We start from the raw sequence: 18,158 nt of genomic DNA, 5'->3' as shown, positions 1-18,158 counted from the left end.
GGCGGATAAAGGAGTAGATCATGCAGTTTCACGAGGTCAGATTTCCCCCGTCGTTGAGCTTTGGTTCTGTCGGGGGGCCGCGGCGGCAGACGGATGTGGTCACCTTGGCCAACGGCCATGAGGAGCGCAACACGCCATGGGCCCATTCGCGGCGGGTTTACGATGCCGGGTTGGGGATGCGCTCGATCGACGATCTACAGGTGCTGATTGCCTTTTTCGAGGCGCGTATGGGACAGATGTACGGCTTTCGCTGGAAGGATTGGGCCGACTATAAGTCGGGGAAGATGGCGCTTCCGGTGGCTTTCGACGACCAGAGCATCGGCTATGGGGATGGGGTCCGGGCGGCGTTTCAACTGACCAAGACTTACCGCTCGGGCGCGCAATCCTATCGCCGTCCGATCACCAAACCGGTGGCGGGAACGGTGCGCGTGGGGCTTGAGCAAGATGAGTTGCGCGAGGGTGTCGAATATGAGGTCGACGCAGAGAGCGGGATCATCACCTTTGCGCATCCGCCCGACCCTGAGATCGAGATTTTCGCGGGTTTCGAGTTCGACGTGCCGGTGCGCTTTGACACCGACCGCATTCTGGTCTCGGTCGAGAGTTTTCAGGCCGGACAGGTGCCCGATGTGCCGGTGATCGAGGTGCGGGTTTGATGGCGGGGCTGGATAGGGATTTTGCCGCCCATATCGCGCAGGGCGTGACGACGCTCTGCCATTGCTGGCAGGTGACGCGCGCGGATGGGGCGGTGTTTGCCTTTACCGACCACGACATGCCGCTGGTGTTCGACGGGGTCACCTTTCGCGCCGATACCGGGCTGAGCGCGCGGGCGCTGGCCCAAACCAGCGGGCTGTCGGTTGATAACACAGAGGCGCTTGGCGCGCTCAGCGATGATGCGATCCGCGAGGATGAGATCGAACAAGGGCGCTTTGATGGGGCCGAGGTGCAGGCGTGGTTGGTGAACTGGGCGGACCCCGCGCAGCGGCTGCTGCAATTTCGCGGCTCAATCGGTGAGTTGCACCGCGCGGGAGGCAGCTTTCGCGCTGAGTTGCGCGGGCTGACGGAACCGCTCAACCGGCCCTTGGGGCGGGTCTATCAAAAGCCCTGTTCGGCGGTCTTGGGGGATAGCGCGTGCGGGTTCGATCTCACCGCGCCCGGCTATGCAGAGACGCGCGCGGTCGAGACGGTGTCGGAGGCGCAGTATTTCCGTTGGGCAGCTTTTCCGGGCTACGAGGAGGGTTGGTTCGCCCGGGGGCGGCTTGATGTGCTGGAGGGGCCGGCGGCCGGGCTCTGGGGCATGGTCAAACGTGACTACCGCGAGGACGGGGAGCGCGTGATCGAGCTTTGGCAGCCGATCCGCGCCGCGGTGGCGCCGGGCACCCGTGTTCGGATTACCGCAGGCTGCGACAAGCGGATGGAAACCTGTCGGTTGAAGTTCAACAACCTGCTGAACTATCGCGGCTTTCCCGATCTGCCGGGGGACGATTGGATGATGGCCGTGCCCCGGTCGGACGGTGCGAACGGCGGCGGGTCGCGCCGATGAGCGCGGCGGGGGAGGGTTTGGTGCAGGCCGCCCGCGGATGGATCGGGACGCCCTATGTGCATCAGGCCGCAACGAAAGGGGCGGGCTGCGATTGTCTCGGGCTGATCCGGGGGCTTTGGCGGGAGTTGCTGGGCGCGGAGCCTGAGGCGGTCCCGGCCTATTCGATGGATTGGTCCGAGCCGCAGGGGGAGGAGCGGCTCTGGGCGGCGGCCTTGCGGCATATGGCGGTAAAAGACAGCGGCGATGCTGCCCCTGGTGACGTGTTGCTTTTCCGAATGCGGCAGGGCGCGGTGGCAAAACATCTTGGGCTGCAGGCCCGCGTCGGGGCCAACGCCAGTTTCATTCACGCCTATGCGCGGCACGGGGTGGTGGAAAGCCCGCTCAGCCCGCCATGGCAGCGGCGCGTCGTGGCGCGATTTCTATTTCCTGAGGAGGTCTCCTGATGGCGACGATTGTTCTTTCGGCAGCGGGGGCGGCGGTTGGCGGCTCCATCGGGGGCACGCTGGCGGGGCTGTCTTCGGTCGCGGTGGGCCGCGCGGTGGGGGCGAGCCTTGGGCGATTGGTGGATCAGCGCCTGCTTGGCCAAGGCGGGGAGGCGGTCGAGACCGGTAAGGTGGATCGCTTTCGCCTGACAGGCTCGGGCGAGGGGGCGGCGATCGCGCAGCTATACGGGCGGATGCGACTGGCGGGGCATGTGATTTGGGCCTCGCAGTTCCAAGAGGTCACCCAAGTCAGTGGCGGCGGCAAGGGCGGCCCGCCGTCGCCGAAGACCACCGAATACAGCTATACCGTCAGCCTTGCCATCGCGCTTTGTGAAGGGGAGATCACCAGCGTCGGGCGCATCTGGGCGGATGGGGAGGAGATTGCCCCCAATGATCTGAACATGCGCGTTTACCGGGGCGCGGCGGACCAGCAGCCTGACCCGACCATCGCCGCGATCGAGGGCGCAGATCGGGTGCCCGCCTATCGCGGCACGGCCTATGTCGTTATGGAAGACCTCCCGCTTGCACAATTCGGCAACAGGGTGCCGCAGTTCTCTTTCGAGGTGATGCGCCCCGAACAGGCGCAGGCGCCGGGGTGGGAACACGCGCCTGCCTATGGTGTTCAGGGGGTCGCCTTGATCCCCGGCACGGGGGAATACGCGCTGGCGACGACGCCGGTGCATTACACCGACGGCCCCGGCAGCCGGTGGAGCGCCAATGTCAATTCGCCCGCCGCCAAGACCGATTTCGCGGTGTCCTTGGAAAGCTTGACCGAGGAATTGCCACGGTTGGAAGCGGCCTCTCTCGTTGTGTCGTGGTTTGGGGGCGATCTGCGCTGCGCCGACTGTCGCCTGCGCCCCAAGGTCGAAGACCCGGATATTGACGGCGAGAACATGCCTTGGCGGGTCTCTGGTGTGACGCGTGGCACGGCGGAGGTGATCGCCCAGCAAGACGCGCGCCCGATCTACGGCGGCACGCCAGCCGATGCGGCGGTGGTCGAGGCCATCCACGCGCTGAAGACGGCGGGCAAGGCGGTGATGTTCTACCCGTTCATCTTGATGGATCAGACCGAAGGCAACGGGCTGCCGGACCCCTATAGCGATGCCGAGGACCAGCCCCGCCTGCCGTGGCGCGGGCGGATCACGCTTTCGGTGGCCCCGGGGCAACCGGGCAGCCCGGATGGTACGGCGGCGGCAGAAGCCGAGGTGGCCGCGTTTTTCGGAGCCGTCACCGCTGCGGATTTCGCGGTAGGCGAAGGCTCGGTCGTCTACAGTGGCCCCGAGGAATGGACCCTGTCGCGGTTCATCTTGCACTATGCCGCGCTCTGCGCCGCGGCAGGCGGGGTCGAGGCCTTTTGCATCTCCTCGGAAATGCGCGGGCTGACGCAGATACGCGCGGCGGGGAACAGTTTCCCGGCGGTGGCCGCGCTGCGGGCCTTGGCCGGAGAGGTGCGCGCCTTGTTGGGGCCAGAGGTCAAGATCAGCTATGCCGCTGATTGGTCAGAGTATTTCGGCTATCACCCGCAGGATGGCAGCGGCGATGTCTTCTTTCACCTCGATCCGTTATGGGCCGATCCGCAGATCGACTTCATCGGGATCGACAACTACATGCCGCTGTCCGATTGGCGCGACGAGGAGGGGCATCTGGACGGCGAGAACTGGCCCGCGATCTACGATGTCGGCTATTTGAAATCCAACATTGAAGGCGGCGAGGGCTATGATTGGTACTACCATTCGCCCGAGGCCCGCGACGCGCAGATCCGCACGCCGATCACCGATGGCGCGCATGATGAGCCTTGGGTCTACCGCTACAAAGACCTGCGCCGCTGGTGGGAGAATTATCACCATCCGCGTATTGGCGGGCAGCGGCAGGCGGCCCCAACGGAATGGCAGCCGATGTCGAAACCGATCTGGTTCACGGAATACGGCTGCGCGGCCATCGACAAAGGGGCGAACCAGCCCAACAAGTTCCTCGATCTGAAGAGCTCGGAAAGCGCTTTGCCGCATTATTCCACCGGCGCGCGGGACGATCTGATGCAGATGCAATACCTGCGCGCGATCTCGGACTACTGGTGCGATCCGGCGCATAACCCGATCTCGGATGAATATGACGCGCCGATGCTGGATATGACCCGCGCTTTCGTCTGGGCATGGGACACGCGGCCGTTTCCCTTCTTTCCCAATAATGTCGATCTCTGGAGCGATGGGGAGAATTACAGCCGGGGCCACTGGCTGAACGGGCGGGCCTCGGCGCGGTCGCTGGCCTCGGTCGTGGGGGAGATTTGCCGCCGGGCGGGTGTGGTACATTTCGATACCTCCGCGCTGTTCGGCTATGTGCGCGGCTATACGGTGGCCGAGGTTGGCGCGGCGCGTACCGCCTTGCAACCGCTGATGCTGCGCTATGGGTTCGACGCAATCGAACGCGACGGGGTTTTGCAGTTTCAGATGCGTGACGGGGCGGATGCGCTGCCCCTCGACCCAGATCGCCTCGCGGTTCACCCCGACCTGAGCGGGCTGACCAAGCAGTTGCGCGAGGCGGAGGCCGAAGTTTCGGGCCGTGTGCGGCTGCGGTTCATTCAGGCCGATGCGGATTTCGACGCGATTGCCGAAGAGGCGGTTCTGGCGGATGAGGCGACCCATGCGGTCACCGGGACCGAGCTTAACATGGCCCTGACGAGGGTCGAGGGGCGGCAGGTGGCTGAACGTTGGCTGACCGAAGCGCGCGTTGCGCGTGAGACGCTGCGGTTGGCGTTGCCGCCGTCGCAGATGGCTGTCGGGGCGGGGGATGTGATCGAACTGCCGGGCGATGGGGCGGAGGGGCCGGGGCGCTACCGCGTCGACCGGGTGGAGCAGGCCGGTTCGTTGCTGATCGACGCGGTCCGGATTGAGCCCGAAGTCTATGATCCCGCACCGCTTGAAGAGGAGCTTGCAACGTTGCGCCCCTTCGTCCCGCCGCTGCCGGTTCTGCCGCAGTTCATGGACCTGCCGCTGTTGCGCGGGGACGAGGTGCCCCATGCGCCGCATCTGGCGGTGACGGCGACCCCGTGGCCGGGGTCTGTCGCGGTCTACCGTTCTGCCGTGGATTCGGATTATGCGCTGAACGCCATCGTGGCGAACCGGTCGATCATGGGCGTCACCCAAACGCCGCTGCGCGCGGCACGGCCGGGGGTGATCGACGCGGGGCCGGTGCTGGAGGTCAAACTGACCAGCGGCAGTCTTCAATCCGTTACCAGAGAGGCGCTTTTGAATGGGGCGAACCTTGCCGCCATCGGGGATGGGAGCGCGGACCGGTGGGAGTTGTTCCAGTTTCAAGAGGTGCAGCTTGTCGCCCCGATGACCTATTGGCTGACGGGCCGTCTGCGCGGACAGGCGGGCAGCGATGGGTTGATACCCGAGGTTTGGCCCGCTGGCTCGCGCTTTGTGCTGATGAACGGAACGCCGCAACAGATCGAGCTGAGCCCGCATCTGCGCCGCGTGGCACAGCATTACCGCATCGGGCCTGCGCGGCGACCGGTGGATGACCCCTCTTACCTGCATCAGGTTCATGCCTTTGACGGGAATGGTCTGCGGCCCTACAGCCCCTGTCATCTGCGGGCCGAGGCTGGCGCCAATGGCGATATCACCTTTGGCTGGATTCGCCGAACACGGATCGAAGGCGACGCTTGGGAAGGGCCGGAGGTGCCACTTGGTGAAGAAAGTGAGCGTTACCTTCTGCGCGTTTTCGAGGGCAACCAATTGCGACGGGAGGTGCTGCTGGAAGCGCCGCGATGGAGCTACAGCACTTCCGCACGGGCAGCGGATGGCGTTAGTGGGGCGTTTGACGTGACGGTGGCGCAGGTCTCGGCCAGCTATGGGGCTGGGCCGGCTACGGGGCGGACCGTCACCGGATAGGCCCGCGCGTTATCACGATTTTGAGCATGTGCGGATTTACAAATGGCCCTACGCTATTGCATGAGCTACCCTTACGGCAGAGTGAAGGAGCCCGTCCCATGGCGCAGACACGCAGACATATCTCGAAAGTGGACCCGGTCTGGGATCAGATTCAGCAAGAGGCCGAAGATGCCGTGCGCGACGAGCCGCTGATCGGCGGCTTTGTCCATGCCTGTATCCTGCATCACAAATCCATCGAGAATGCGCTTTCCTACCGCATCGCGGCCAAGCTTTCGTCGAATGAGATGTCGATGATGGTCGTGCGTGAGATGGTCGAGGAAGCCTATGCCGAAGACCCGGATCTCGTGGCGGCAGCGCGTGCCGATCTCGTGGCGATCTATGACCGTGACCCGGCCTGCCACCGGCTGTTGCAGCCGATTCTGTATTTCAAAGGCTATCAGGCGGTGCAGGCCTACCGTGTGGGCCACCACCTTTATACCAAGGGCAAACGCGATCTGGCCTATTTCATCCAGATGCGGGTGAGCGAGATTTTCGGCGTGGATATCCACCCGGCGGCCAAGATGGGCAAGGGCATCATGATCGACCACGCGCATTCCATCGTCATCGGTGAGACGGCGGTGGTGGGCGACAACGTCTCGATGCTGCATTCGGTGACCCTTGGCGGCACTGGCAAAGAGGAAGAGGACCGTCACCCCAAGATCGGCAATGGCGTGTTGATTGGCGCGGGCGCGAAGGTTTTGGGCAATATCTCCATCGGCCATTGCAGCCGCATCGCGGCGGGGTCGGTTGTGCTGGAGCCGGTGCCTGCCTGCAAGACCGTTGCCGGGATCCCGGCGCGGATCGTTGGGGAGGCGGGCTGCGATCAGCCGTCGATGTCGATGAACCATCTTTTCGGGCCGGACGCCGAATAGGGGCAGTTGCCAGTATCGCATTAAAAAGCCGGGGCATGCCCCGGCTTTCTTCGTTTGAATGGTGCAGCCCTCAGGCCAGCATGATCATCGGATTTTCAAGGTTCTCGACGATCGCGTTCAACAACTGCGCACCGAGCGCCCCGTCGATCACGCGGTGATCGACCGAGAGGGTGACGGACATGACTGTCGCTGCCGTGATCTCACCATCCTTGCCGATGATCGGTTTTTTAACACCAGCCCCCACGGCGAGGATCGCGCCATGCGGCGGGTTGATGACCGCGTCGAAGTTGTCGATCCCGAACATGCCCAAGTTGGAGATGGCAAAGCTGCCGCCCTGATACTCATGCGGGGCGAGCTTGCGGTCGCGGGCGCGGGTGGCGAGGTCTTTCATCTGCGCCGAGAGGGTCGAGAGCGACTTGGTGTCGGCGTCCTGCAAGACCGGTGTGAAGAGCCCGCCCTCGATGGCCACGGCCACGGCCACGTCCGAGGGCTTCAGCTTCAGGATGCGATCCCCGGCCCAGACCGCATTGGCATCGGGCACCGATTGCAGCGCCAGCGCGCAGGCTTTGATGATGAAATCGTTGACCGAGAGTTTCACACCGCGGGCTTCGAGCTGCTTGTTCAGATCGCTGCGGAAAGACAGCAGCGCGTCGATCTGGATGTCGCGGCGCAGGTAGAAATGCGGCACCGTCTGCTTGGCCTCGGTAAGGCGCGCGGCAATGGTCTTGCGCATCCCGTCAAGCTTGACCTCTTCGACCTCTCGGTCCTCGTACATCTTGCGCACGGCATCGGAGGAGGGGCCAGCGGGGGCAGGCTGTGTCACCGGCGCGGCGTCTTTGGTGGCGGCGGGGCTGTCAGCCTTGGCAGCCATTGGCTGGGCGCTTTCCACATCGGCTTTGACGATCCGGCCACGCGGGCCGCTGCCTTCGATCTGGGTGAGGTCGAGACCCTTGTCCGCCGCGATCCGGCGGGCGAGGGGGGAGGCGAAGATGCGCCCGCCCTTTTCGTCTTTGGGGGCGGCGGGGGCTTTGGCGTCACTCTTGGTCGGCCTGTCATTCGCCTCCGTCGCACCGCGGCCATAGCCGGCTTCGGGCGTCTCAGCCTCAGCTGCTTTGGGCGCTTCCTCGGCCTGCGGCTTTTCTTCCTTGGCCGGGGCGGAGGATGCCGCGATATCGTCGGCGCTTTCGCCGTCTTCGAGCAGCACAGCGATGGGGGTGTTCACCTTCACGCCTTCGCTGCCTTCCTCGATCAAGATTTTGCCGATGGTGCCTTCGTCGACGGCTTCGAACTCCATCGTGGCCTTGTCGGTCTCGATCTCGGCGAGGATGTCACCGGAGGCGACTTCGTCACCCTCCTTGACCAGCCATTTGGCGAGCGTGCCTTCCTCCATCGTGGGAGACAGGGCGGGCATGAGAATTTCTGTGGGCATGATCCGCTCCTTACCGGTAGGTGACTTTGCGCACGGCCTCAATCACCTCGTCGGTGGTGACCAGCGCGTGTTTCTCGAGGTTGGCGGCATAGGGCATGGGGACGTCCTTGCCGGTGCAGGTGATGACCGGGGCGTCGAGGTAGTCGAACGCCTCTTGCATGATCACGCCGCTGATGTAGCCGCCGACGGAGCCCTGCGGCCAGCCTTCCTCGACGGTGACGCAGCGGTTGGTCTTCATCACCGATTTCAGCACCGTCTCGGTATCCATCGGGCGCAGGGTGCGCAGGTCGATGACCTCGGCCTCGATACCGTCCTCGGCCAGTTTCTCGGCCGCTTCGAGGGCATAGGTCATGCCGATGCCGAAGCTCACAATGGTGACATCCGCGCCCTCGCGCCAGATCCGGGCCTTGCCGAAGGGGACGGTGTAATCCTCGATGTCGGGCACATCGAAGCTGCGGCCGTAGAGGATCTCGTTCTCGAGGAAGATCACCGGGTTGGGGTCGCGGATTGCGGTTTTCATCAGGCCTTTGTAGTCGGAGGCCGAATAGGGCATCGCGACCTTGAGGCCGGGGATCTGCATAAACCAGGCGGCGTAATCCTGGGAGTGCTGGGCACCGACGCGGGCCGCCGCACCGTTGGGGCCGCGGAAGACCATGGGGGCGCCCATCTGGCCGCCGGACATGTAAAGCGTCTTGGCCGCGGAGTTGATGATCTGGTCCATCGCCTGCATGGCGAAGTTGAAGGTCATGAACTCGACAATGGGGCGCAGGCCGCCGAAGGCCGCGCCGACGCCGATGCCGGCAAAGCCGTGCTCGGTGATCGGCGTGTCGATCACGCGTTTCGCGCCGAATTCGTCCAGCAGACCTTGGGAGATTTTATAGGCGCCTTGGTACTCCGCGACTTCCTCTCCCATGAGGAAGACGTTTTCGTCGCGGCGCATTTCCTCGGCCATGGCGTCGCGCAGCGCTTCGCGGACGGTCTGTTGCTTCATCTCGGTGCCCTCGGGCCAGTCCGGGCTGGTGTCGGGCTCGGGCTGTTTCTTGCCTTCGGCAGGCGTTTCGCGGTCATCGTCCGAGGATTTGGCCTGTGCGGGCTTGGCCTCTTCGTCCTTGTCCTCAGCGGGGGCGGATTTCGCGGTGTCGATGTCGTCGGCGCTTTCGCCCTCTTCGAGCAGCACGGCGATGGCGGTATTGACCTTCACGCCTTCGGTGCCTTCGGCGATGAGGATCTTGCCGATGGTGCCTTCGTCCACGGCCTCGAATTCCATCGTCGCCTTGTCGGTCTCGATCTCGGCCAGAATGTCACCGGAGGAGACTTCGTCGCCTTCCTTGACCAGCCATTTCGCCAGCGTGCCTTCTTCCATGGTGGGGCTGAGGGCGGGCATGAGAATTTCGGTTGCCATTGCTTCAGGCCTCCTGCGGAACTTCGGTTGCGTAGATGTCGGTCCAGAGCTCGTCGAGATCGGGCTCCGGGCTTTCCTTGGCGAAATCGGCGCTTTCGTTCACGATCTTCTTGATCTCCTTGTCGATGGCCTTGAGATCTTCCTCGCTCGCGTGGTTGCCCTCCAGAAGCAGGCTGCGCACGGCCTCGATCGGGTCGCGTTCGTCGCGCATTTTCTGGACTTCTTCGCGGGTGCGGTATTTCGCGGGATCGGACATGGAGTGGCCGCGGTAGCGGTAGGTCTTGATCTCCAGAATATAGGGGCCGTCCTTGCGGGCGTGTGCCACGGCCTTTTGACCGGCTTCCTTGACCGCCAGCACATCCATGCCGTCGACCGCCTCACCGGGGATGCCGAAGGCGCGGCCGCGCTCCCAGATCTCGGCCGAGGAGGTCGAGCGCTGCTGCGAGGTGCCCATGGCGTATTGGTTGTTCTCGATGACAAAGATCACCGGCAGTTTCCACAGCGCGGCCATGTTGAAGGTCTCGTAGACTTGGCCCTGGTTGGCGGCGCCATCGCCGAAATAGGTGAAGGTGACGCGCCCGTTGCCCTTGTATTGATCGGCAAAGGCCAGCCCCGCGCCAAGCGGCACCTGTGCCGCGACGATGCCGTGGCCGCCGTAGAAATGCTTCTCTTTCGAGAACATATGCATTGAGCCGCCCTTGCCCTTAGAATAGCCGCCCTCGCGCCCCGTCAGCTCGGCCATGACGCCATTGGGGTCCATGCCGCAGGCCAGCATATGGCCGTGATCGCGGTAGGAGGTGATGCGCTTGTCGCCCTCCTCGGCCGCGGCCTCAAGGCCGACAACGACCGCTTCTTGTCCGATATAGAGGTGACAGAATCCCCCGATCAGCCCCATGCCGTAAAGTTGTCCGGCTTTCTCTTCAAACCGCCGGATCAGCAGCATGTCGCGGTAGTAGCTGGTGAGCTCCTCCGCCGAGACATTGGGTTTCTTGCTCGATTTCCTCGCGGCCATGGGCGTCTCCTCCGTCGGCTTTGGTCAGGTGCCAAAAGTAGTTTAGCGTTAAACTATTCCCTAACGCATTCCAAAGTGGATTGCGAGAGACTTTGTGACGTGGTGCGCGCACCACGGCTGACAAGGCGAAGGAGGCCAGAGATTTCGCGTGATTGCAAGGCCGCAGGCGCGGGGCAGGGGCCGATAGACGATGCGCCGGGGAACCTCAGCGAATGACGATCTCATCGGTGCGGACCATGCCCAGCACCTTGCGCGCGCGTTCGTCCAGAAGATCGAGGTCGAGATAGTCGTCCGACAGGCGGCGGGTGAGGTTCTCCATCCGGGCCACCTCGGCGCGGACCTCGGCCAGACGGTCGCTCAGCTTTTGGTTCTCGGCCACAATCTCGGTCCGGCGGAACAGGCCGAAATCCCCCTGCACGGCGGCAAAGGTGAAATACAGGCTCAGCGCGAAAGCGATTGCGAAGAACAGCAATGTGCCGAAAGCCGGTCGGGTGTTGCGTGTCATGGTACTGCCTCTGCGTCTCTTGGCGGACGTGACATCAGTATGGCACAGGCGATTCGTCATGGGAATCCCACAATTGCGGGAAACCCGTTGTTTTTAGCGTTAAATCGCCTTTTTACCCAGCCGATGCGTCCAATGCGGCGACGCCGGGCAGGGTCTTGCCCTCCATCCACTCAAGGAAGGCGCCCCCGGCGGTGGAGATATAGGTGAAATCATCCGCCACGCCCGCTTGGTTCAGCGCCGCGACCGTGTCACCGCCCCCGGCGACGGAGATCAGCGTGCCGTCGCGGGTCTTGGCGGCCGCAGCCCGAGCGGCGGCGACGGTGGCGGTGTCGAAGGGCGGAATTTCAAAGGCGCCCATGGGGCCGTTCCAGATAAGGGTGCGCAGCTCGGCGAAGGCCGTTTCGACCTGTGCGACGGTCTTGGGGCCAGCGTCGAGCACCATCTGATCTTTCGCGAGCTTCGCATCGGGGCCAAGCGAGGCCACCTCATGGGCCGCATCCTTGGCGAACTCCCGCGCGACCAGACCGTCGACCGGCAGGATGACCCGGCAGCCCGCCTTCTCGGCCTGCGCCATGATGTCCTTGGCCGTGTCGTAATAGTCCGGCTCTTCCAGCGATTTGCCCAGATCGGCCCCGAGTGCAGCGAGGAAGGTGTTCGCCATGCCGCCGCCGATGACCAAAACGTCCAGCCGGTTCACGAGGTTTTCCAAAAGCGCGATCTTGGTCGAGACTTTGGCCCCGCCTACGACCGCGCCCACCGGGCGCTCGGGCTTGGCCAGTGCCGCCTCCAGCGCCGAGAGTTCCGCCTGCATCAAACGGCCCGCGCAGGCGGACAGCAGCCGCGCCAGCGCCTCGGTCGAGGCATGGGCGCGATGCGCGGCAGAGAAAGCATCGTTGCAGTAGATATCGCCGAGCGCGGCCAATTGGCGGGCGAAACCTTCGTCATTGGCTTCTTCACCGGGGTAGAAGCGGATGTTTTCCATGAGTTGCAGATCGGCCTGCGCGTCGCCTGCGGCATCGAGCGATGGCAGGAATGCCACATCACGGCCCAGTGCCTTTTCCAGCGCGGGGAGGACTTGGCGCAGGCTCATCTCCTCGACGACCTTGCCCTTGGGGCGTCCGAAATGCGCCAGCAGCGTCACCTTGCCGCCGCGCGACAGGATGTCGTTCACCGTGGGCACGATCCGCTCGATCCGCGTGGCATCGGTGACGCGGCCCTCTTCGACCGGCACATTGATATCGACGCGCAAGAGCACGCGCTTGCCGTCCAGTTCCATATCGTCCAGTGATTTCCAGCCCATCGGTCTTCTCCCAATCCAGTCTCTTGCGCTGTGTTTTGCTGTTATCTGGCCTCAGGTCAATGCGCGGCTTGGCAATCGCGGCCAAGCTCCTTAGGTATCTGGCAAAGACAAACCAAAGGATTGCCCCATGGCCGAGATCAAAGACCCCGAGAACACCATCCTGATGGAGCTGAAAGGCGGCACCGTCACCATCGAGTTGATGCCCGACCTTGCGCCCAAACATGTGGAACGGATGAAGGAACTGGCCCGCGCCGGGAAATACGACAACGTCGCTTTCCACCGCGTGATCGAAGGCTTCATGGCCCAGACTGGCGACGTGGCCAATGGCAATATGGAAGACAACTTCAACCTGCGCGCAGCGGGCACTGGCGGCTCGGACCTGCCGAACCTGCCTGCGGAATTCTCCAAGGTTCCTCATGCGCGCGGCACCATCGGTGCGGCCCGTTCGGCCAACCCCGACAGCGCCAACAGCCAATTCTTCATCAACTTCAAGGACAACGACTTCCTTAACGGTCAATACACCGTTTACGGGCAGGTCATCTCGGGCATGGAACATGTCGATGCGATCACCCGGGGCGAGCCGCCTGCGAACCCCGACCGCATGATCTCGGTCAAGGTCGCTGCAGATGCGTAAGATCGCAGGCACCAGCGCACTTCTCGCGCTCCTCGGCTCGGCGGCCATGGCCACCGGGCTCGAGATCGAAGTCGCGGGCGAGGCCAATGGCACCGTTCGAATCGACCTGCTCGAAGATGTGGCGCCCAACCATGTCGCGCAGATCACCGCACTGGCCGAAGAAGGCGCCTATGACGGGGTGGTCTTCCACCGCGTGATCGACGGCTTCATGGCCCAGACCGGCGACGTGCAGTTTGGCCGGGCCGAGGGCGACACCGCCCGTGCGGGCATGGGCGGCTCTGACAAGCCCGACCTGAAGGCCGAGTTCTCGGACATCGCCTATGAGAAGGGCGTTGTCGGCATGGCCCGCAGCCAGAGCCCGGACAGCGCCAACAGCCAGTTCTTCATCATGTTCGACGAGGCGCCCTTCCTCAACGGTCAGTACACCGTCGTTGGCAAGGTGACCGAGGGGCAGGACGTGGTCGACGCCATCAAGCGCGGCACGGGTCCGAACGGAAGTGTCGTCGGCGCGCCGGACGTGATGCAGAAGGTCACCGTGACCGAGTAACGCCCGATCAGGATCGCGTGGGGTGGGCTTGCTTGCCCGCCCTCGCATGGGTCAGGCTGGCGGCATGAGATATATCGCCGCCCCGATCCTCGGCCTCTGGGCCAGCACCGCCGCCGCCGACCCCGCCCGCTGGCAGGGCGAGTGGCCGCACACCGATTTCTCCAAGACAAGCATTTCCAACTGGTCCGAGATTATCTCGGGCGGGCCGCCGAAGGACGGCATCCCGGCGCTGGAGTCGGCGCAGTTCCTGCCCGCGTCCTCCGAGACCCGCATCGCCCCGCGCGAGCCGGTCATCACGGTGGAGATCGAGGGCGCCAAGCCGCGCGCCTATCCGATCCGCTACCTGACATGGCATGAGATCGTGAACGACAGCGTGAACGGCCGGCCCATCGCCGTCACCTTCTGCCCGCTGTGCAACTCCGCGCTGGTCTTCGACCGGCGGGTCGGGGGCCGGGTGCTCGACTTCGGCGTCTCGGGCAAGCTGCGCCATTCCGACATGGTGATGTACGACCGCCAGACAGAAAGCTGGTGGCAGCAGGCCGAGGGCCGCGCCATCGTCGGCACGCTCACCGGCACCGAGTTGCGCCACCTGCCGAGCTGGCTGGAAAGCTGGGCCGATTTCACCGCCCGCAACCCCGACGGGCTGGTGATGGCCGAGCCGTCCTACAACCGCGCCTACGGGCGCAACCCCTACCGGGGCTATGATTCATCGGCCAAACCCTTCCTCTATGACGGGCGCCAGCCGCCGCATGGCATTGCGCCTTTGGAGCGTGTGGTGCGGGTGGGGGAGCGCGCTTGGCGGCTGAAACGTCTGGCCGAGGCAGGCGAGGTGCGCGAGGCGGGGGTGACGATCTCTTGGCAGCCGGGGCAGGCTTCGGCGCTGGACAGCAGCGCGATCGGGCAGGGGCGCGACGTGGGCAGCATCAGGGTGCGCGACGGCGCGGGCCGCGACCTGCCGCATGATGTGATGTTCGCCTTTGCCTTCGATGCCTTCTGGCCCGACGGCATCTGGATGCTGGGCCGCTGACCGCGCGATAGCTTCAAAAGCGAACGGGCGCCGCGGTTGCCCGCGACGCCCGCCGATGACTCTTCCGACCGCGGTCTTAGGACGCTGGGTTCGGCTTCTGCGCCGGTGCGGATTTCGCGCCGGGATTCAGCGGGTCGTCCTGACGCTGCACAGAGCCTTCGAAATGCGCGCCGGATTCGATCGCGATGGTCTTGTGGATGATGTCGCCCTCGACCCGCGCGGTCGATGTCAGACGTACCTTGAGGCCACGCACGCGGCCCACGATGCGGCCATTGATGACCACGTCATCGGCAACCACTTCGCCCTTGATTGTCGCCGTCTCACCGATGGTCAGCAAATGTGCGCGGATATCGCCTTCGACGGTGCCTTCAACTTGAACGTCGCCTGTCGTTTTCATGTTGCCGGTCACATGCAGGTCCGAAGACAGAACGGATGCGGGCGGCTTTGCCTTGGGGGCGCTGGCCTTGAATTCGCTCTGCTTGGAGGGCGCGGGGGCCGAGGATGCACCGGAAGGTGCCGGTTTGGACACATCTGCATCCTGAGGGGCGGGATCGTTGATTTTGCTTTTAGAAAACATCGTTTGCAGCCTTGATATAGATCATGGGGTTAACAGCCTTGCCACCTACGCGGACTTCATAGTGGAGATGGACACCGGTGACCCGTCCTGATGCTCCCATATCACCAATATGCTGCCCGCGCGAGACTCTTTGACCAACTTTCACGCGCAGCTTGGACATATGGGCATAACGGGTCTCTATGCCGAACTCATGCTGGATCTTGACCAGACGGCCATAGCCCGAAGACCAGCCTGCATGAATCACCACGCCATCGGCGGTCGCATAAAGCGGCGTGCCCATCCCGGCGGCAAAGTCGACGCCCTTGTGCATCCGGCGGCCGCCGGTCTTGGGGTCACGGCGATAGCCGAACTGGCTGGTGAAGCGGAAAGCGTTTTTGACCGGGTTGGCGAAGGGGGCCTTTTCGGCGGCAATGCGGTAGAGGTTCAGCCGGTCCATCTGCCCCAGCAATTTGTTCGCGCGCAGCGTGTCGGGGCTCAGCTCCTCGCCGCGGGTGGTGAAGGACAGCGGCGTCATCGGCCCGCCTTGGCCCGAATAGCCCCGGCGCACGGTGGCGAGAATGCGGTCGGTCGGCATGCCCGCGCTGCGGAACATCTTGTCGAGCGGGGCGACGGAGACGCTCATTGCCTCTTCAAGCTGGCGGAAGATCGCATCGTTCTGATCGCGCATCAGGGCGATTTCCTGCGCCATCTCATCGGCCTGCAAAAGCGCATCCTGCGCGTCGACCACGACTTTGTCACGCTCCGCCGCGGTCCGGGCAAGGGCTTGGGCAAGGAAATCGACCGGCGCCTGATCGGCGTCGGCGCGCAGGCTTCCCGCCTCGCCATTCTCAAGGCTGCCTTCCAGTTCGGCCAGTTTCAGCCGGGCCTTCTGGCGGTCTTTCATCGTGTCCCGCAGGGTGGATTGGATCACTTCGATCCCGGTTTCCAATTCGCGGCGGCGGGTCTCGGAAGCCAGCAGTTCGGACTGCATGACGGAAATCTGCGTCAGCGCGGCGTTAAAACGGTCTTGGGCGGCAAGCGCCTCTTCGGCGCGCAGATCGCGCTGCGCGGAAAGCTCGTTCAGCCGGGCCTGATAGGTGCGCTGGTCGCGTTTGGCCTGCTCGCGGAAATTGCCCGAGCCAATACTGTCCATCAAAATAATGGCGGTGGCGATGATGGCCCAAGAAACCAGAAAGGCCGATCCCGCCAGCCCGATGATCTGGGTGCCGGGCCGCAGGCGGATGAAACGTGTGTCGCTGTCGGATTTCAAAAAGACGCGGCGTTCGGGAAAATACTGCTCAAGCTGAGCATGCGTCTTGATGGCAATCCGTGTGCGCACGTTGTCGTCCTTTGTCCCGTCCCGTCGGTGCGCGGGGCTCGGCCCCTTCGCGCCCAACGTCAATAGCCAGTGCCCGCGAATGGGGCAAGCCTATTGACCCGCGGCTGCGCGGCATTCCCCCATTCGCCTGAAAAAGCGCTTTGTCATTGGCAAAAATCCGCCGATACCAAGCACTTGCTGCGTCAGATCCTGATCAGCTAGGCCCGCCATCCGCCGTCAGGGGCCAGTAGAAATCTGGTGGGATTCCCGCCTCGGCGCGCTTTTCCTCGTTGAAGGGCGGCTTGAGATCGCCGTGAAAATACTTGCGCACGAGGGCATGAAAACGGTCCTTTGGGTCGTCGTCATGGCGGCCACAGAGGAAGTGGAACCACTTGCTGCCATAGGCCACATGGGCGACTTCTTCGGCATAGATCGTCTCAAGCGCCGCCACGGCGCTGTCGGCCTTCGCCTTGCGGAAAATCTCGATCATGCCGGGGGTCACATCAAGGCCGCGCGCCTCCAGCACCATGGGCACCACGGCAAGGCGGCCCATCAGATCGTCCACCGTGTCTTCGGCGGCGCGCCACATGCCGGCATGGGCGGGCATGGCGCCATAGTGGCTGCCCATTTCCTCAAGACAGTCGCACATCAGATTGAAATGTTTGGATTCGTCATCCGCCGCTTTGACCCAATCGTCATAAAAGCCCAAGGGCAGGGGCACATGAGAGAAACGGGCGATCACATCCCAATGCAGATCGACCGCGTTCAACTCGATATGCGCCACGGCATGAAGCAGAGCCGCGCGGCCTTCAGGCGTGCCGGGGCGGCGGCGCGGGACGTCGCGCGGTGAGAGCAACTCGGGCTGCGCGGGCCGGGCAGGGTGCAGCGGCGGGTCGGCGCGTCCCACTTCGGGGCGTTCACCGGCCTCGCGGGCCGAGAGCCACTGCGCCGCGTATTTCCGCGACAGCGCCGTCTTCTCGCGCCCATCCGCCGTGCGCAGCACCGCCTCGGCCATTTCCGCCAGCGGCATCATGCGCCGCGCACCGCGTCGAGCACGGCATCCACATGGCCGGGCACCTTCACCTTGCGCCAGACCTGCGCAATCTGCCCTTCGGCGTCGATCAGATAGGTCGCGCGTTCAATGCCCATGGATTTCCTGCCGTACATGTTTTTTTCAACCCAGACCTCATAGGCTTCGGTCACCGCGCCATCGGTGTCAGACAAAAGCGGCACCGTCAGCGCGTGTTTGGCAGCGAATTTGTCGTGTTTGTCCATGCTGTCGCGCGAGATGCCAAAGACCTGTACGCCTGCCTCGGCGAAGTCAGACAAACGCTCGGAAAAACCGATCGATTCCTTGGTGCAGCCGGGCGTGTCGTCGCGCGGATAGAAGAACAGCACCACCTGCGCGCCGCGTAAGGTAGACAGCGTGATCTCGCCACCGCCGGTCACGGGAAGGGTGAAATCCGGGGCCGGTTGGCCGGGCTGGGGTCCGATCTGCGACATGGGGCGGTTCCTTTGGCTTGTGAAGGGTCGTTCAGGGCTGTCATACTGCATCTGATTTGACAACGTCAAAGCCGCCCCAGAAAGCCGCCCTGTTCGAAACGG

The 18,158-nt window shown here is 63.9% G+C and carries 17 protein-coding genes; 8 read left to right on the top strand and 9 right to left on the bottom strand.

Annotated elements, in window-relative coordinates; translation table 11 throughout:
- Positions 1–20 precede the first annotated feature (20 nt).
- From ACGYLC_RS07900 to cysE, 5 genes are all read left to right on the top strand, one after another.
- Entirely contained in the window at positions 21–653 is a 633-nt protein-coding gene (locus ACGYLC_RS07900) for a TIGR02217 family protein (RefSeq protein ID WP_394422464.1), read from the top strand.
- Positions 653–1,540: a DUF2163 domain-containing protein gene (locus tag ACGYLC_RS07895; RefSeq protein WP_394422463.1), complete on the top strand. Its 888-nt coding sequence runs from the start codon at positions 653–655 to the stop codon at positions 1,538–1,540. Before ACGYLC_RS07900 ends, ACGYLC_RS07895 begins: the two co-directional genes overlap by 1 nt.
- The gene (locus tag ACGYLC_RS07890; protein WP_394422462.1) at positions 1,537–1,983 is read left to right on the top strand and encodes an NlpC/P60 family protein; all 447 of its coding nucleotides are present in this window, start codon (positions 1,537–1,539) and stop codon (positions 1,981–1,983) included. The genes ACGYLC_RS07895 and ACGYLC_RS07890 overlap by 4 nt, the downstream gene beginning before the upstream one ends.
- Positions 1,983–5,912, top strand: coding sequence for a glycoside hydrolase/phage tail family protein (locus ACGYLC_RS07885; protein ID WP_394422461.1), 3,930 nt, complete (start codon positions 1,983–1,985; stop codon positions 5,910–5,912). The genes ACGYLC_RS07890 and ACGYLC_RS07885 overlap by 1 nt, the downstream gene beginning before the upstream one ends.
- 98 nt (positions 5,913–6,010) lie before the next feature.
- Positions 6,011–6,823, top strand: a complete 813-nt coding sequence (gene cysE, locus ACGYLC_RS07880) for a serine O-acetyltransferase (RefSeq protein WP_394403576.1) — start codon at positions 6,011–6,013, stop codon at positions 6,821–6,823.
- A 70-nt stretch (positions 6,824–6,893) separates the two neighbouring features.
- Here the strand turns inward: cysE and ACGYLC_RS07875 are convergent, their stop codons facing one another.
- The 5 genes from ACGYLC_RS07875 to ACGYLC_RS07855 form a co-directional block, all read right to left on the bottom strand.
- Entirely contained in the window at positions 6,894–8,252 is a 1,359-nt protein-coding gene (locus ACGYLC_RS07875) for a pyruvate dehydrogenase complex dihydrolipoamide acetyltransferase (protein ID WP_394422460.1), read from the bottom strand.
- Positions 8,253–8,262: 10 nt separating this feature from the next.
- The gene (locus tag ACGYLC_RS07870) at positions 8,263–9,654 is read right to left on the bottom strand and encodes a pyruvate dehydrogenase complex E1 component subunit beta (RefSeq protein WP_394403574.1); all 1,392 of its coding nucleotides are present in this window, start codon (positions 9,652–9,654) and stop codon (positions 8,263–8,265) included.
- A gap of 4 nt (positions 9,655–9,658) precedes the next feature.
- Positions 9,659–10,666, bottom strand: coding sequence for a pyruvate dehydrogenase (acetyl-transferring) E1 component subunit alpha (gene pdhA, locus ACGYLC_RS07865; RefSeq protein ID WP_394422459.1), 1,008 nt, complete (start codon positions 10,664–10,666; stop codon positions 9,659–9,661).
- Positions 10,667–10,871: 205 nt separating this feature from the next.
- A complete protein-coding gene (locus ACGYLC_RS07860; RefSeq protein WP_067265383.1) occupies positions 10,872–11,171 on the bottom strand; it encodes a septum formation initiator family protein in 300 nt (99 codons plus the stop codon).
- Positions 11,172–11,283: 112 nt separating this feature from the next.
- On the bottom strand, positions 11,284–12,471 hold the full coding sequence (locus tag ACGYLC_RS07855; protein ID WP_394422457.1) for a phosphoglycerate kinase: 1,188 nt from the start codon (positions 12,469–12,471) through the stop codon (positions 11,284–11,286).
- 127 nt (positions 12,472–12,598) lie between these two features.
- Here ACGYLC_RS07855 and ACGYLC_RS07850 point away from each other — a divergent pair, with 127 nt between their 5' ends.
- From ACGYLC_RS07850 to ACGYLC_RS07840, 3 genes are all read left to right on the top strand, one after another.
- On the top strand, positions 12,599–13,105 hold the full coding sequence (locus tag ACGYLC_RS07850; protein ID WP_174858656.1) for a peptidylprolyl isomerase: 507 nt from the start codon (positions 12,599–12,601) through the stop codon (positions 13,103–13,105).
- A complete protein-coding gene (locus ACGYLC_RS07845; RefSeq protein ID WP_394422456.1) occupies positions 13,098–13,652 on the top strand; it encodes a peptidylprolyl isomerase in 555 nt (184 codons plus the stop codon). Before ACGYLC_RS07850 ends, ACGYLC_RS07845 begins: the two co-directional genes overlap by 8 nt.
- Positions 13,653–13,716: 64 nt before the next feature.
- Positions 13,717–14,679, top strand: a complete 963-nt coding sequence (locus ACGYLC_RS07840; RefSeq protein WP_394422455.1) for a DUF3179 domain-containing protein — start codon at positions 13,717–13,719, stop codon at positions 14,677–14,679.
- Between the two features lie 76 nt (positions 14,680–14,755).
- On the opposite strand, the gene ACGYLC_RS07835 is transcribed toward ACGYLC_RS07840, so the two are convergent.
- The 4 genes from ACGYLC_RS07835 to ACGYLC_RS07820 all read right to left on the bottom strand — a co-directional run bounded on the left by ACGYLC_RS07835 (position 14,756) and on the right by ACGYLC_RS07820 (position 18,056).
- The gene (locus tag ACGYLC_RS07835) at positions 14,756–15,256 is read right to left on the bottom strand and encodes a polymer-forming cytoskeletal protein (RefSeq protein ID WP_209217613.1); all 501 of its coding nucleotides are present in this window, start codon (positions 15,254–15,256) and stop codon (positions 14,756–14,758) included.
- On the bottom strand, positions 15,246–16,574 hold the full coding sequence (locus ACGYLC_RS07830) for a DUF5930 domain-containing protein (RefSeq protein WP_394422454.1): 1,329 nt from the start codon (positions 16,572–16,574) through the stop codon (positions 15,246–15,248). Before ACGYLC_RS07830 ends, ACGYLC_RS07835 begins: the two co-directional genes overlap by 11 nt.
- A 193-nt stretch (positions 16,575–16,767) precedes the next feature.
- Positions 16,768–17,586, bottom strand: coding sequence for a ferritin-like domain-containing protein (locus ACGYLC_RS07825; protein ID WP_209217615.1), 819 nt, complete (start codon positions 17,584–17,586; stop codon positions 16,768–16,770).
- Complete coding sequence (locus ACGYLC_RS07820) at positions 17,583–18,056, bottom strand: peroxiredoxin (RefSeq protein ID WP_394422452.1); 474 nt, start codon at positions 18,054–18,056, stop codon at positions 17,583–17,585. The genes ACGYLC_RS07825 and ACGYLC_RS07820 overlap by 4 nt, the downstream gene beginning before the upstream one ends.
- Between the last annotated feature and the right edge of the window lie 102 nt (positions 18,057–18,158).

Origin of the sequence: Sulfitobacter sp. 1A12157, assembly GCF_043557345.1 — a bacterium.
GTDB lineage: Bacteria > Pseudomonadota > Alphaproteobacteria > Rhodobacterales > Rhodobacteraceae > Sulfitobacter.
This window is presented reverse-complemented; position numbering and strand designations above follow the sequence as displayed.

What these genes read in the sequence shown, in the direction of transcription:
- ACGYLC_RS07900 (WP_394422464.1), top strand. Translation starts at nt 21, where the DNA reads ATGCAGTTTCACGAGGTCAGATTTCCCCCGTCGTTGAGCTTTGGTTCT.
- ACGYLC_RS07895 (WP_394422463.1), top strand. Translation starts at nt 653, where the DNA reads ATGGCGGGGCTGGATAGGGATTTTGCCGCCCATATCGCGCAGGGCGTG.
- ACGYLC_RS07890 (WP_394422462.1), top strand. Translation starts at nt 1,537, where the DNA reads ATGAGCGCGGCGGGGGAGGGTTTGGTGCAGGCCGCCCGCGGATGGATC.
- ACGYLC_RS07885 (WP_394422461.1), top strand. Translation starts at nt 1,983, where the DNA reads ATGGCGACGATTGTTCTTTCGGCAGCGGGGGCGGCGGTTGGCGGCTCC.
- cysE (WP_394403576.1), top strand. Translation starts at nt 6,011, where the DNA reads ATGGCGCAGACACGCAGACATATCTCGAAAGTGGACCCGGTCTGGGAT.
- ACGYLC_RS07875 (WP_394422460.1), bottom strand. Translation starts at nt 8,252, where the DNA reads ATGCCCACAGAAATTCTCATGCCCGCCCTGTCTCCCACGATGGAGGAA.
- ACGYLC_RS07870 (WP_394403574.1), bottom strand. Translation starts at nt 9,654, where the DNA reads ATGGCAACCGAAATTCTCATGCCCGCCCTCAGCCCCACCATGGAAGAA.
- pdhA (WP_394422459.1), bottom strand. Translation starts at nt 10,666, where the DNA reads ATGGCCGCGAGGAAATCGAGCAAGAAACCCAATGTCTCGGCGGAGGAG.
- ACGYLC_RS07860 (WP_067265383.1), bottom strand. Translation starts at nt 11,171, where the DNA reads ATGACACGCAACACCCGACCGGCTTTCGGCACATTGCTGTTCTTCGCA.
- ACGYLC_RS07855 (WP_394422457.1), bottom strand. Translation starts at nt 12,471, where the DNA reads ATGGGCTGGAAATCACTGGACGATATGGAACTGGACGGCAAGCGCGTG.
- ACGYLC_RS07850 (WP_174858656.1), top strand. Translation starts at nt 12,599, where the DNA reads ATGGCCGAGATCAAAGACCCCGAGAACACCATCCTGATGGAGCTGAAA.
- ACGYLC_RS07845 (WP_394422456.1), top strand. Translation starts at nt 13,098, where the DNA reads ATGCGTAAGATCGCAGGCACCAGCGCACTTCTCGCGCTCCTCGGCTCG.
- ACGYLC_RS07840 (WP_394422455.1), top strand. Translation starts at nt 13,717, where the DNA reads ATGAGATATATCGCCGCCCCGATCCTCGGCCTCTGGGCCAGCACCGCC.
- ACGYLC_RS07835 (WP_209217613.1), bottom strand. Translation starts at nt 15,256, where the DNA reads ATGTTTTCTAAAAGCAAAATCAACGATCCCGCCCCTCAGGATGCAGAT.
- ACGYLC_RS07825 (WP_209217615.1), bottom strand. Translation starts at nt 17,586, where the DNA reads ATGATGCCGCTGGCGGAAATGGCCGAGGCGGTGCTGCGCACGGCGGAT.
- ACGYLC_RS07820 (WP_394422452.1), bottom strand. Translation starts at nt 18,056, where the DNA reads ATGTCGCAGATCGGACCCCAGCCCGGCCAACCGGCCCCGGATTTCACC.